General features: G+C 62.6%; 16 protein-coding genes and 1 pseudogene. 9 read left to right on the top strand and 8 right to left on the bottom strand.

Features of this window, described 5'->3' with window-relative positions; genetic code table 11:
- Positions 1-115 precede the first annotated feature (115 nt).
- Both I6F16_RS02215 and I6F16_RS02210 read left to right on the top strand, forming a co-directional pair.
- Positions 116-514, top strand: a complete 399-nt coding sequence (locus I6F16_RS02215) for a PaaI family thioesterase (protein ID WP_225114130.1) — start codon at positions 116-118, stop codon at positions 512-514.
- Between the two features lie 151 nt (positions 515-665).
- Positions 666-1,271: a GNAT family N-acetyltransferase gene (locus I6F16_RS02210; protein ID WP_036000398.1), complete on the top strand. Its 606-nt coding sequence runs from the start codon at positions 666-668 to the stop codon at positions 1,269-1,271.
- 80 nt (positions 1,272-1,351) lie between these two features.
- Here the strand turns inward: I6F16_RS02210 and I6F16_RS02205 are convergent, their stop codons facing one another.
- The 4 genes from I6F16_RS02205 to I6F16_RS02190 all read right to left on the bottom strand — a co-directional run bounded on the left by I6F16_RS02205 (position 1,352) and on the right by I6F16_RS02190 (position 3,980).
- Positions 1,352-1,651 (bottom strand): hypothetical protein, encoded by a 300-nt coding sequence (locus I6F16_RS02205; protein ID WP_036000395.1) that lies wholly within the window; start codon positions 1,649-1,651, stop codon positions 1,352-1,354.
- 95 nt (positions 1,652-1,746) lie between these two features.
- Entirely contained in the window at positions 1,747-2,433 is a 687-nt protein-coding gene (locus I6F16_RS02200) for a DUF2161 family putative PD-(D/E)XK-type phosphodiesterase (protein ID WP_057029000.1), read from the bottom strand.
- A gap of 98 nt (positions 2,434-2,531) precedes the next feature.
- Positions 2,532-3,212, bottom strand: a complete 681-nt coding sequence (locus tag I6F16_RS02195) for an SDR family oxidoreductase (protein WP_225114129.1) — start codon at positions 3,210-3,212, stop codon at positions 2,532-2,534.
- A gap of 24 nt (positions 3,213-3,236) precedes the next feature.
- Entirely contained in the window at positions 3,237-3,980 is a 744-nt protein-coding gene (locus I6F16_RS02190; protein WP_036022792.1) for a tyrosine-protein phosphatase, read from the bottom strand.
- 86 nt (positions 3,981-4,066) lie between these two features.
- On the opposite strand from I6F16_RS02190, the gene I6F16_RS02185 reads away from it, so the two are divergent.
- Positions 4,067-4,393: an MliC family protein gene (locus I6F16_RS02185; protein WP_225114128.1), complete on the top strand. Its 327-nt coding sequence runs from the start codon at positions 4,067-4,069 to the stop codon at positions 4,391-4,393.
- Between the two features lie 110 nt (positions 4,394-4,503).
- On the opposite strand, the gene I6F16_RS02180 is transcribed toward I6F16_RS02185, so the two are convergent.
- On the bottom strand, positions 4,504-4,707 hold the full coding sequence (locus I6F16_RS02180; protein ID WP_036022780.1) for a DUF2735 domain-containing protein: 204 nt from the start codon (positions 4,705-4,707) through the stop codon (positions 4,504-4,506).
- Between the two features lie 539 nt (positions 4,708-5,246).
- On the opposite strand from I6F16_RS02180, the gene I6F16_RS02175 reads away from it, so the two are divergent.
- From I6F16_RS02175 to I6F16_RS02165, 3 genes are all read left to right on the top strand, one after another.
- On the top strand, positions 5,247-6,281 hold the full coding sequence (locus I6F16_RS02175) for a glutamine synthetase beta-grasp domain-containing protein (RefSeq protein WP_036000382.1): 1,035 nt from the start codon (positions 5,247-5,249) through the stop codon (positions 6,279-6,281).
- Between the two features lie 193 nt (positions 6,282-6,474).
- Positions 6,475-7,176: a GrlR family regulatory protein gene (locus I6F16_RS02170; RefSeq protein WP_225114157.1), complete on the top strand. Its 702-nt coding sequence runs from the start codon at positions 6,475-6,477 to the stop codon at positions 7,174-7,176.
- Positions 7,177-7,245: 69 nt separating this feature from the next.
- Positions 7,246-8,067 carry a tetratricopeptide repeat protein gene (locus I6F16_RS02165; RefSeq protein WP_225114127.1) on the top strand — a complete coding sequence of 274 codons (822 nt, stop codon included), beginning with the start codon at positions 7,246-7,248 and terminating at the stop codon, positions 8,065-8,067.
- A gap of 102 nt (positions 8,068-8,169) precedes the next feature.
- Here the strand turns inward: I6F16_RS02165 and I6F16_RS02160 are convergent, their stop codons facing one another.
- Positions 8,170-8,622 carry a hypothetical protein gene (locus I6F16_RS02160; RefSeq protein WP_036022783.1) on the bottom strand — a complete coding sequence of 151 codons (453 nt, stop codon included), beginning with the start codon at positions 8,620-8,622 and terminating at the stop codon, positions 8,170-8,172.
- A gap of 303 nt (positions 8,623-8,925) precedes the next feature.
- On the opposite strand from I6F16_RS02160, the gene I6F16_RS02155 reads away from it, so the two are divergent.
- The 3 genes and pseudogenes from I6F16_RS02155 to I6F16_RS02145 all read left to right on the top strand — a co-directional run.
- Positions 8,926-9,630, top strand: a complete 705-nt coding sequence (locus I6F16_RS02155; protein WP_225114126.1) for a hypothetical protein — start codon at positions 8,926-8,928, stop codon at positions 9,628-9,630.
- Between the two features lie 324 nt (positions 9,631-9,954).
- Positions 9,955-10,572 carry a class I SAM-dependent methyltransferase gene (locus I6F16_RS02150; RefSeq protein WP_225114125.1) on the top strand — a complete coding sequence of 206 codons (618 nt, stop codon included), beginning with the start codon at positions 9,955-9,957 and terminating at the stop codon, positions 10,570-10,572.
- Between the two features lie 39 nt (positions 10,573-10,611).
- A pseudogene (locus I6F16_RS02145) lies at positions 10,612-10,833 on the top strand (GrlR family regulatory protein); the annotation flags it as partial.
- A 60-nt stretch (positions 10,834-10,893) separates the two neighbouring features.
- On the opposite strand, the gene I6F16_RS02140 reads toward I6F16_RS02145, so the two are convergent.
- Both I6F16_RS02140 and I6F16_RS02135 read right to left on the bottom strand, forming a co-directional pair.
- The gene (locus I6F16_RS02140) at positions 10,894-11,826 is read right to left on the bottom strand and encodes a dienelactone hydrolase family protein (RefSeq protein WP_225114124.1); all 933 of its coding nucleotides are present in this window, start codon (positions 11,824-11,826) and stop codon (positions 10,894-10,896) included.
- 253 nt (positions 11,827-12,079) lie between these two features.
- Positions 12,080-13,045 (bottom strand): ABC transporter substrate-binding protein, encoded by a 966-nt coding sequence (locus tag I6F16_RS02135; protein WP_225114123.1) that lies wholly within the window; start codon positions 13,043-13,045, stop codon positions 12,080-12,082.
- Positions 13,046-13,064 lie beyond the last annotated feature (19 nt).

Here is a 13,064-nt window from a genome sequence, read left to right as displayed (position 1 = left end):
TGCAGCGCTTCCCGGCTCTGCGCGCCGATGTCAGCATCGCCATTACCTCGGACGTCATTGCTTTGCGGCTTGAAGCAATTCACGTTGAGCCAACAAGAAGTTGGGAGGAGATCCGATGACGCCGCTCGAGAAACTTAAAGCGATGAAGATGCCGTTCGCCGAACTCAAGGGCGTCGAGTTTGTCGAGGCGGAGAAGGACCACGTGGTGGCGCGGATGACAGTCCGGCCCGAACTCTGCACGCTTTACCACACCATCCACGGCGGGGCCGTGATGGCGCTGGCCGATTCCGTCGGCGCGGCGGCGACCGTGATCAATCTGCCCGAGGACGCCAAGGGGACGACCACGCTGGAGAGCAAGACCAATTTCATAGGTGGGGCCAAGGAGGGGGCCACGGTCATCGCCACCGCGACCCCGGTGCACAGAGGGCGGCGGACCCAGGTCTGGACCACCAGATTGGAAACCGAGGACGGCAAATTGGTTGCGGTGGTGACCCAGACCCAGCTGGTCCTGTGAAACTACGGGACTTTGATTTTATTAACGAATTGGTCGCTTCGGTGCCCGAAACTTGGGCAGGTCTCCGTCTTGAAAATCATGGTGCGATGCACAATATAGGAGGCCTAGGGATTCGAACGCCTCCTCGAGGGACACCAAGAGGAGTTCTGACGTGGTACTTGAAGACACCGTCCGTACCGTTCCCGGCTATGTGCGGACCCTGATCCAGCAGGAAGAATTGCCGCTCCTGCGCGATCACCTGCTGAGGCTTGATGCCGGCAGCCGGCACGACCGTTTCAACGGCTTTCTCGACGACAGCTTCATCGAGCGCTACGCCGCCCGCTGTGCCGAGGACGGCACCGTCATCGTTGCCTATATCGTCGAAGGCGTGGTGCGCGGCGCGGCCGAGCTGCACCCGCCGGAGGACGGTTCCTTGCCGGAGGTCGCCTTCAGCGTGGAAGCCTCCGCGCGCCGCCAGGGCGTCGGCACCGTGCTGTTCCGCCGCCTGATCGCAGAGGCCCGCTGGAAGGGCTACAAGCAGCTGCGCATCACGACGGGCGCGGACAATCATGCGATGCGGGCGCTCGCCAGGAAGTTCGGGGCCCATCTGGCTTTCCGCCATGGTGAATCGACCGGCACGATCGACCTCGCCAAGACGCCCGAGGCCGAGCTTGCCGATCTCGCGGCCTCGCCGTTCACGGCCGGGCGCGCGCTTCTCAGCTTCAACAGCACGTGCTGGAAGCTGATCTCGAGCATGTACGGCAATCGCGCCGCATAACCGGGAAATTGCGGACAGGAATCAAAAAGCGGACCGGCCAGGCCGGTCCGCTTTCGTGTTCGGTGCGATGAAAGGAATGCTCAGCTGCGCGTGCCGGCGCCGAAGCGGCGGACGACGCGGCGTTCGACCACGACGGAGCGCTGCGCGCCCTGTTCGCCGGCGATCACGCGGGTGGCGGTGATGCGGCTGTTGGAGCGGGCCTGCTTCTTCACCTCGGCCTGGACGACGTCGAGCGGCATCCCCATCAAGGCTGCGGCGATCTCGGCCTGCTGCGCCTGGTCGTCTGTGATGCCGACAGCGGCGAAGATCGCCTCGTCCAGGGTCGGGGGATCGTGGCGGACGCGCCGCGTGCCATATTTGGTATTCCAGTCTGCGCTCATAACGGCCTCATCTTGATGCCGGGATACCTAGTGCCGCCAATGTTGCATTGCAATATGAAATCGGTGCGGCATCTCAGCTATGCACCGGTCTGGTGTCACAGCGGTGACGCAGCACCTGCGCCGACCTCCACCCGTTGCTGAGGCCAACGTTTCAGGGCGGCGTGTCCAGCTTCGGTGAGCCGGTAGATTCCCCGCTCCGTGCGTTCGAACCAGCCATACACATTGTTAAGTAAGATCTTGCCGGCATCGGGGCAGCGTTCGCGCAGCTCGCGCACCGGCTTCGGCCCTTCGGCAAGAGCCGACGCGCAGGCCAGCGCCTGCTGGCGATAGGCCGTCATGATCGGTGCGCGGGTGCTGCCGCCGAGCACGGGGTCGCCCTGGCGGCGCTGATGCTCGGCGACGAGACGCGAGCGCACCTTCGGCTCGCGGCGCGGCGCCGCGGTCGGCGGCTTCACCAGCACTTCGACCTGGCCGCGATCGGTCACGCCGAGCATGCCGAAGCCGAGGCGGCGGCAGAGATTGCGATAGCGTGCGTCGCTCTCGCGTCCCTTGCCGCGCGCGGACATCTTCGCTGCGATCCAGACCTCGTCACCGGCCGGCGCGCGATCGACCGCCTGCAGGATCAGCTCGAGATTAAAGGCAAGCTTGAGCTCGCCGATCACCACCACTGGCGGATCGCCCGCGCTGAGGCCGACGAGATCGCAACCACCGATCTCGCCCTTGACCGTGAAGCCGAGCTCTTCGAGGAAGCGTTTGACGGGCAGGTAAAGCGCGGTTTCCAAGGGACGTCCGATCGGAGAATCAGTTGTGGACAGTCTAGAGCCTTCTTGGCCCTGATTGAATCCGAGCCGATGTCTCTAACGTTCCAATCGGAACGCGATTACATCCGTCCACCGACGGGGATTAGGGCGCCCGTGACGCCGCTCGCGGCATCGCTGGCGAGGAACAGGATGACTTCGGCGAGCTCCTGGGGCGTCACCCATTTGGAAAAGTCGGCTTTCGGCATGTCGGCGCGGTTGGCCGCGGTGTCGATGATCGAGGGCAGCACCGCGTTGACGGTAACCTTGCCCTTCCACTCGTTTGCGAGGGCCTCGGTCAGGCGATGCACGCCGGCTTTCGACGCGGCATAGGGGCCCATCCCGTTGCCGGCCTGCAGTGCGCCCATGGCGCCGATATTGACGATGCGGCCGGCCGTGGACTTGGCAAGGTGCGGCAACGCCGCACGCGAGGCGTTGAGCGCGGTCAGCACGTTCAGCGCATGCATGCGCTGCCACGTCGCGATATCGCCGTCGCCGACGGTCTCGAAGGCAAAGCCGCCGGCGATGTTGATCAATGCGTCGAGCCGGCCGAAATGCTTTGCCGCCGCATCGACGGCCGTTTTCGCCTGCGCTGGGTCGGACAGGTCAACGCCCGCGATGTCGATGTGGTCAGCGCTTGCGGCGGTTTGCGAAGACGCGTGATCGATGCCAGCCACGCGCGCGCCGCGTACCAGCGCCGTTTCCGCGACTACTTGGCCGAGCGCGCCGCCTGCGCCCGTCACGATCAAGATTTTGCCTTGCATGATCGTTCTCCCGGCACAGCCGCCCTATGCTTGCAGATAGCGCGCCTTCAGCGCGTCTCGCTCTGCCGTGCCGAGCTTGAGCCCGTCGCGCAAATAGGTTTCGAGATCGCCATATTCGCTGCCGACCGCTTCGAAAGCGGCCGCAAGGTACGAGGCCTCGACGCTGCCGATCGCGTCGAGGACGTCGGCGGGCAGATCGAAGACGTTCGACGGGTCGCGCTTGTAGTGCCGGTTGGTCAAGAGATAATCCTCGGCAATGACCTCGTCCGCCACGCCGAGCGCATGCAGGATCAGCGCGCTGGCGAAGCCGGTGCGGTCCTTGCCGGCGGTGCAGTGAATCACGAGCGGCGCGCGATCTTCCAGCAAATGACCGAACAGCGCGCGGAAGCTGTGCGTGTTGTGGCGCACATAATTGCGATAGGACTCGCGCATGAGCTCGAGCGCCACGGCCGCGGTCAGCGTGCCCTTCGCGAGCTCGGCGCGCAGCCCGGCCACGACGGTCGGCTCGATCGGCAGCGAATGCACCGTGATCTCGTCCACGACGCAGATGCCGGCCGCGCGCTCCTCCAGGCCACGGAAATCGAACGCGCTGCGCACGCCCAGCGCGCGGACGACCTCGATGTCGGCAGCGGTGAGCTGGCCGAGATGGTTGGAGCGGAAGATGTGCCGCCAGCGTGTGGTGCGGCCATCAATGGTCGGGTAGCCGCCGAGGTCGCGGAAATTGCTCGCACCCTGAAGGGCGAGATGGCGGGCGGGGGAGTCCTTCAGGGAGGAGTCTTGCATGGGATCAGCTTGGGTTATGGTTCCACCGGATGCACGTTTGGCGTCCTTGCGGTCTATTACAGGGGGCGATCATGGGCCGGCACAAGGCCATTGTTTTGACGGTCAGCATGCTGGCGGGCGCAATGCTCGGTGCGCGGCAGGCCGATGCGCAGACCTTCCAAACCTACCGCTGCGCCGATGGTACTCAGTTCATCCTGGGCTTTTATGACCACGACAAGCGGGCCTTCGTCCAGATCGATGGCCAGCCGGTTACGCTCGCCAAGCGGCTGGCGGTTTCGGGGATGCGCTATTCGGGGGCGGGAGTCACGCTGAGGATTCCCAAGACCGGGCCCGCTACGGTCAAACACCTGAAGCGGCCGGTTACGGCCTGCGCGGTGGTCGACAAGCCCGGGATCTAGGCGCGGGCGCGCCTGGAATCAAAAAGGGCCGAAACGCCGTTGTTTCGACCCTTTTTCAAACTGCCGCTGCCGCTTGCGAAAGCCCGGCACTGTCAGACCAGCAGCTGGCATCAGCGTTCCCATTTGGGCTTGGCTTCGTCGACCGCATCCTGGTGATACCAGCTGTCGCTGCAGATCGAGACGTTCGCGGGCAGCGAAGCCTGATCGGCGGGAAGGCGGGTCTCGCCATAGCGGCGTCCGGCGAGGGCCGCACGGCCGCCGACGGGGAATTGGTAGATCTTTGCAGATCCGTGACTCAGACCATTGTTCATCATTGCGATTCTCCTTGGTCGAAGCGCCTTGGCCTCCATGGTGCGCCCGACTCGTTCGATTGTGGTTACTGGAATCCCCATATCGGCCGCTCATCCCCGATTGGAAAGTGCTGAAAAGGAAATCAGTTTCCGCTCAATTTGTAGGCAGGAAGCCTTCTGCATCCTCCAAGGCACGCTACCGCTGACCAACGCGTGGGCCATTCCGAAGGTTGCTGAGGAGGGGTGGGGGAGTTTGCGAAAGTTACCGGACGTTGATGCGCGTTTCATCGGCAATGCGCGGTCGGCGTCCGCTGCTTCTAAATCGGGCGTTTTCCGCCGGATTTTTGCAGCGCAGCTTCGCGCCAAGGTGCGCGGCTATGACGCACGGTGCCGTGGAGGGCCCGTCTGTGGCGAAGAGGAGGCGGAAGCGGTGGAAAACCGCCCGTACTGCGGCCTTTTGGCACGCGAAATGCTTGGGAAAGGCTGGCCGATGATGGCCGGGTACAAACGTGCGGGGGCCCTCCCGGGCCCCCAACCTTTCGCATCATCTACAGAGAGGCTCAATGACCAAGTACAAGCTCGAGTACATCTGGCTCGACGGATATACGCCGACTCCGAACTTGCGCGGCAAAACTCAGATCAAGGAATTCGCGTCGTTCCCGACGCTCGAGCAGCTTCCGCTCTGGGGCTTCGACGGCTCCTCCACCCAGCAGGCCGAAGGCCACAGCTCCGATTGCGTGCTGAAGCCGGTCGCGGTGTTTCCGGACGGTGCGCGCACCAACGGCGTGCTGGTGATGTGCGAAGTCATGATGCCCGATGGCAAGACCCCGCATCCGTCCAACAAGCGCGCCACCATCCTGGACGATTCCGGCGCCTGGTTCGGCTTCGAGCAGGAATACTTCTTCTACAAGGACGGCCGTCCGCTCGGCTTCCCGACCGCCGGCTATCCCGCGCCGCAAGGCCCGTACTACACCGGCGTCGGCTACTCGAACGTCGGCGACGTCGCCCGCAAGATCGTCGAAGAGCATCTCGACCTGTGCTTGGCTGCCGGCATCAACCATGAAGGCATCAACGCGGAAGTCGCCAAGGGCCAGTGGGAATTCCAGATCTTCGGCAAGGGCTCCAAGACCGCTGCCGACCAGATGTGGATGGCCCGCTACCTGATGCTGCGCCTCACCGAGAAGTACGGCATCGACATCGAATTCCACTGCAAGCCGCTCGGCGACACCGACTGGAACGGCTCGGGCATGCACGCCAACTTCTCGACCGCCTATATGCGTGAAGTCGGCGGCAAGGAGTATTTCGAGGCGCTGATGGCCGCCTTCGAGAAGAACCTGATGGACCACATCGCCGTCTACGGCCCGGACAACGACAAGCGTCTGACCGGCAAGCACGAGACCGCGCCGTGGAACAAGTTCAGCTACGGCGTTGCCGACCGCGGCGCTTCGATCCGCGTTCCGCACTCCTTCGTCAACAACGGCTACAAGGGCTATCTGGAAGACCGCCGTCCGAACTCGCAAGGCGACCCCTACCAGATCGCTTCGCAGATCCTGAAGACGATCTCGTCCGTGCCGACCGACAAGAAGGCCGCGGCCTAAGATCCTCCCGGCCCGGGCTGGGGGCTGGCCCGGGTTGGCATTCAATCCGCCGGAGCGAAGGCTCCGGCGGATTTTTGCATTTTGATGACAACCGTTCCTGTGCCTGCCGACCCGGGCGCCGCGAAACTTGTCCATCGCCGCCGAAAGCGGGATAGAGTGCATCCGGATGCGCGCAGGGCCGGGGACACGGCTGGTGATTGAAGGCTTCTACAAAGTCAGATTTCAGCTCGGCGATACCGTCGGCCGCAGCGTGATGCATGCCGGCGACGGCAAGATGCTCGGCGGCAATTCGGCCTTCGCCCATATCGGCACCTATGAGAAGACCGACAGGGGCGTCGACATCGTGATCAAGACCGTCCGCCATAATCCCGATCCGAGCTACCGCGCCATGGCAGGCACCGACGACGCAACCCTGATCGCGAAGGGCTGGGCTGACGGCGATCTCTATCGCTTCAAAGGCGAGCTCAAGGAGTTGCCGGGCGTGCCGTTTCAGTCGCTGATGACGCCGATCACGGACGAGGAGGTGCCGATCGCCGGCGGCGTCGGCGAAGCCGGCATCAGCGACGGTCTCTACTCCATCCATTTGCGCATGCTCGACGGCCTCGACGGCGGACTGACCGGAGTGATGCTGCTCAACCAGGGCCGCATCCTCGGCGGCGATGCGGCTTTCTATTATCTCGGCAGCTACACCGCCGCGAAGGGACGCTGGAAGGGCCAGATCCTCAACCAGGAGCACACGCCGGCCAAGGACGATCCGATCTTCGGCGGCCACGAGGTCGGCATCGGCTTCTCCGGCAGCTACGACGCGGAGCAGGCGGTGCTGGAGGCAACCGCGCTGGCCGGCAAGCGGAGCTTGCGCCTGACCGCAGCGCTCAAGCTGATGCATCGCGCCTGAGCCACCCATCGCAGACGCGAACCGACTTGAGCCTTGAATTTGCCGGGCCACAGACGCAACGTGACGATCATGCGGACTTTCCTCCTTGCCATGCTCTTTGCGCTCGCCGCGCCCCTGACGGCGCAGGCGCAATCAGCCGATCTCGTGTTGTGCGACCGTCTTGCCGCCGATCCCAGCGATCCCGACAAGCCGGGCGACGTGAAGGGCGTCGCGGAGATCGCTTCCGCCGACATCGCGACCGCGGTCAAGTTCTGCAAGCAGGCGGCAAATTCCTCGCGGCGTGCGATGTTCGCACTCGGCCGCGCCTATGCGGCCAACCGGCAGACCGCAGAGGCGATCGCGGTCTGGCGCAAGGCGGCCGACAAGGGATCCAGTGCGGCCATGGTCGAGCTCGGTGTTACCTACGCCACCGGCTCGGGCGTCGCCAAGGACGAGGCGCAGGCGCGTAAGCTCTTCGAGAAGGCGGCGCAGGCCGGCAACCCGCGCGGCGTCAGCAATCTCGCAGCGCTCGGTGGCGCAGGTGGCGCCGCGCCGGCCGATCCCGCCCAAGCCCGTGCGCTGCTCGGCAAGGCCGCCGAGACCAATGCGGAAGCGCAGTACCAGCTCGGCCTGATGTTGTCTGAAGGCGATGGCGGCGCAAAGGACGATGTCGCGGCGCGCGCGCTGTTCGAGAAGGCGGCGGCGCAAAACCATCCAGGCGCGCTGGAGCGGATGGGCGCCTTCGCGCAGGAGGGGCGCGGCGGTGCGAAGGACAAGGACGCCGCAAAGGCCTACTACGAGCGCGCCGCCGCGCTCGGCGACGAGGATGCCAAGAAGGCGCTGGAGCGCATTCGCTGTCCCTATGCGATCAAGGACAAGCAGGGCAGGCTGGTCACCACGCTGTGCTTCTAAAGCGCGATGCGATCAGGATGAATCGTCATCGCGCTTTAGCCTATTGTTTGAGCATGATCTTTTCGGAAAACCGCTTCACACTTTTCCGGATCATGCTCTAGTTCACTTCATGTAGTAGGCGAGATCGTTGCGGGCATCGCGGTAGGTGGTCTCGAGATAATGCGGATATTTCCGCGCGGCCTGTTTCACCGCGCGCGCCACGCAATCCTCGAAATCGCCGTTCCAGTCGAAGTGCTTGTTGTAGGCGTCTTCGAATTTGACCGCCGTGATGATGGCTTGCCGGATCGCCTGATCGTCGGCGCGCGGATGAGCGCGCTTCACATAGCCGAACATCGGCCCTTCATGGGCGTGGGCGCGTTCATGGCGGTACTGGATGATGAATTCCTCCGGCGAGAAGGTGCGATTGACCCGCACCTCTTCGGCGGTGGGGCGGCCCGCGATGGCCTCCAGACGGTAGCGTTGGCGCCAGAGCGCGTAGGCGGCATCGAGCAGCGGCTGCTTCGCGGCGCCGGCGATGATCGCGCTGAGCTCGTCTTCGGCTGATTGCGTGTCCATGCGCGATTGGTCGTGCGTCCGTGGGGGCAGGTTCGAGCCTGGCACCGGTCGGCCGAGGAGCTTTTTTCGGAGGCCGGCAAACAAACCTCCAAAACGACCCCATGCACAGTAGCCAAGTCCCTGAAATCATTGACTGCGGGTTTTACGAAGTGAAGTTTTGACCCGTCGGGCAAAACAGGGGCATAATGGCATCACGGCGGGCGGAGGTCCCCGGGGTGGCGATGCGCGCAAAAGCCGATGGCTTCGCTGTGGCGTCGGTGCTAGGTAGCCCGCAATTCATTTTCGATTTGCAGGTTCAAGACGTTGCTGGACGGGCTCTACAAGGTTGAATACGGCGTCAACGATGGGTTCGGCTGCAGCATCATGTGCCTGCACGACGGAAGGATGCTGGGCGGCAATTCTGGCTTCGCGCATCTCGGTACCTATGTCGAGCGCGACGGCGAGATCATCGCCCAGGTCATCACCGAGCGGCACAACCTCGACCCCAGCTACAAGCCGCTGATGGGCGCCGACGTCGCCTCGATCGGAGCGCGTGGCCGGCTCTACGGCAACCAGATCCGTCTCGAGGGCGGCGCGGACACCATGCCCGGCGCCAGGTTCTGGGCCAATCTCACGCGCCTCGACGACGAAGGCTTGCCGCCGAGCGGAACGGTCGGACCGGGCGGCATCGCCAACGGGCTCTATGGGATGGGCTTGCGCGCTCTCGACGGCGTCGATGCTGGACTGTCCGGCGTGATGCTGCTGATCGACGGGCGCATCCTCGGCGGCGATGCGTTCTTCTACTATCTCGGCGCCTATTCCTCGGCGGACGGCCGCTGGAAGGGCGAGATGCTGAACCAGGAGCACACCCCTGCGAAAGGCGAGAACCCCGTGTTCGGCGGCCTCGAGGTCGGCATCGGATTCTCCGGGACCTGCACCGAAGACAGCGGCGAGCTCGAAGGCATCGCGCTTGCGGGGAAGCGAAGCCTGCGGCTTGCGGCCTCGCTCAGGCTGATGCGACGGGCGTAGGACGCACATTCATTGGCTCAGGTGCCCGCTTCGTGAGCTGAAGCAGACCTCAGGCCTCGTCCGAATGTCAGCAAGTTCGCGGGAGTCTCCAATCAAACCCGCTCGCGGTCCTTCTTCAGCAATGTGATAATGCGAATTGCGTGAGACGGGGAGGCCGGACCTATTTAAGCAGCCATGGCAAATTGCCGCTGCACGCCGCCGCCTCAGCGCACTGATTCTGCGGAGATATTTCAGAAACGACAAGCTGCGTTTCAATTCCGGCGAGCCAGTTCTGCAGACTTAAGGCAACGTTGCCAGCTAGTATTTGGAGCACTGGAATTCTCGATGCGTCGTCCTCAGTTCATCGCCGAACATGCGCGGAATGCCCGCGGCCTCCTCGGCCGACTCATTGCCTTCTTAATGGCGCGCGAGACCTGGGGCCAGAATTTGCGCGTGATGGGTGCGCTTGGCATTGAGCAGAACGATGAGGTGCTCGATATCGGATGCGGTCATGGTCGCAGCCTGATGGAATTAGCGGCGAGAGCTCCGCGGGGCCACATCGTCGGGCTGGACCTCTCCGAGCTGATGATTGAGATCGCTGCGCAACGGAACCGGTCGCTCATCGAAGCCGCTCGCGTGGAGTTGGTCCTCTCGACCGCGGAATCGCTGCCCTTTCCGGACGGCGTGTTCGACAAGGTCCAGTGCGTCCACGTGCTCTATTTCTGGAAGGATATCGAGACGTCGCTGCGCGAGATCGCGCGTGTGCTGAAGCCCGGTGGCCGTCTCGGACTGCTGTTCCGGACGAATGCAGACCCGAAAGCGATCGCGTCGTTCCCACCGGAAATCTACACATTTCCCGCGCTGGCCGACGTATCCGCAGCGCTCCAACGCGTCGGTATGGATGTCCATCTCGCGGAGGATAGCGCGAACCAACCCGCTCTTGTGCTGGCGACAAAGCGGTAGGTGAAGCGATCAAGCCATCGCAATCGGGGCTTGGCCTGTCTCGGCGACTATTCCTCGGCGGATGGGCGCTGGAAGGGCGAGATGCTGAACCAGGAGCACACCCCTGCGAAAGGCGAGAACCCCGTGTTCGGCGGCCTCGAGGTCGGCATCCTCTTCTCCGGGACCTGCACGGAGGACAGCGGCGAGCTCGAAGGCATCACGCTCGCGGGAAAGCGGAGCTTGCGGCTTGCGGCCTCGCTCAAGCTGATGCGAAGGGCGTAAGTTGCCGATAATTCCGTCGCATCTGTTCCGAAGGCGACATTCAAGTCGCGCATCTGGATGTCAGCGGCCGGTGCCCCAGGTTTTTTCCAGAAACGCGAAGATTCGTCGCTGCGCCTCGCGGGTTGCGCTTAGGTCGTATCGGTAGATCACTTTAGTGCCACGAAAATCGATCTTTGAGAACCCGTTCAGGTGCTGACAGTCCCAACAATGCGTAGCATTCGGGACGGTGTACCACTCAACGGGCGCACCGGCGTTCTTTGCCGCTTGAAGTTTGGGAATACATTCTTCCGGCGGCGTTTCGGTATCCTTATCGCCCATCAAGACCAGAGTAGGACGGTCAATCTTGGTCTGAACGATTTCATATGGAGAGCCTGCTTTGGGTTGGATTGAGAAGCAACCCGGATACACCGCCACAGCTGCTGTAAATGCTTCACTGCCTGGCGCAGCTGCTCGCCAATTGCTGCTGCTGCCTAGCAGCGCGACCATTGCACCCCAGGAAAACCCTACATGGGCGACTCGTTGCTTGTCGACGAATGGAAAGGCTCGTAGGTGATCAGCAGCCTGAAGAGCATCGCGGACGCCGCGCGGAAAGTTAACGCCCTTCTTCGCTTCCAAACACACCATATCGACATCGCGAGGTCCCAGGGAATCTATCAAAAGCACTACAAAGCCTTGCTGAACCGCAGCTTGCGCCCAGGCGCCCATCGACCTGTTCGGGCCGCCTTTGGTGCGCAGACCGCCGCATTGGTGGTGCAGGACCATCGCAGGAAACGGTCCGGCTCCCTTCGGTTTGAGCAAGATCATACGTGAACCGTCTGCTGGGCTAGCAGACGGCGAATCGGGAAACGTCAGATCCTTTGCGCCTGTAGCGGCAGCCAACAACCCCTGAGCGCTGGCATTATGTTGATTCAGCCAAACAACGGCAGCAATCACGCCGAGCCACTTGGCGAGCGTACGTACTCTCTTGCGGTGAGATTGAATGAAATAATCCATGTTCGCTGGGTTCAAAAACTCCGCCGCCTCATGCCCATTTCCCCTGCTCGAACCGACATCATAGCGGGGCAGACTAGCGCTTCGATAGGGGCTGAAAGTGCTCGCGCATTCAGATGATGCCCGGCCATGTCGGCCTTGGGTCGAAATGCGAAGGAACTCAGGTTGAGCAAATCTTGTCCACTCTACCGCCATAAGCGGACCTCCGACAGATGTGTCGCAACTTCGCAGATCGGCCATAACCGGAAGTGCCACCCTATTCGATCACGTCGTCGGCGCGAGCAAGTAGTGTAGGTGGGACCGTGAGACCCAGCTCTTTGGCCACCTTAAGATTGATCACCAACTCGTATTTGGTTGGCTGCTCAACCGGCAATTCAGAAGGTTTATTACCTTTCAAGATTTTATCGACATAGCCGCCAGCACGACGAAACAAATCGGGGTAATCGGGACCGTATGAAATCAATCCAGCAGGGGTGGCAAATTGTCGGCTGAGATAAATCGCCGGTAGGCGATGCTTCGCCGCCAACGCCGCAACTTGCGGAGCATTGCGCAGGGTCAAAGGATCACCAAAAGGAACGATTGCATCTGGTTGCTGTGCTGCGGCTGCGGCAAAGGCGGTGTCCAGTTCCTCGGCAGTCGCCGCCTCCACAATCACGAAATTCAAGCCTAATTTCCTGGCTGCTTGGGGCAACTCCTCGGCCAATACGAACTTGTGGATGGCATTGCCCGGGTTGGCTACCACAGCGATTTTCGAGGCAGTAGGAACCAGCTCGCGCAATATTTCGATCTGTTTGCTGATGAACTGACCCGGCACGAAAGTCGCGAGACCTGTGATGTTGCCGCCCGGACGCGCAAGGTTATTGACGAGGCCGATCCTGATGGGATCGGCCACACCCACGAATACGATCGGTACGCTGGCGGTTGCCGATTTCAGGGCTACAGCTGCCTGTGGGTTGCCGGCCATAAGAACATCGGCACCAACAGCGACCAGTTCTGCTGCCATAGCAGGCAAGCGATCCTGGGATCGGGCAAATCGGTACTCAAAGGTCAGATTTTTTCCCTCAACCCAGCCGTGGTTTCGCAAGCCGTCGAGCCATGCGCTCTGCCAAGCGGGTGGCAGCTCATTGACAAAGAGCAAGCCTATGCGGCGGCGGATCTCTTGCGCTACCGCTGGTGAAAGTAGCAACGCCGCAGTAGCGGCAATGAACTCTCTCCGCTTCATCCGGCACCCACCAGGATGA

This window comes from Bradyrhizobium sp. IC4060, from assembly GCF_020193715.1.
Lineage (GTDB): Bacteria > Pseudomonadota > Alphaproteobacteria > Rhizobiales > Xanthobacteraceae > Bradyrhizobium > Bradyrhizobium yuanmingense.
The sequence above is the reverse complement of the archived record's forward strand: the minus strand, read 5'-3'. Positions and strand labels throughout refer to the sequence as shown.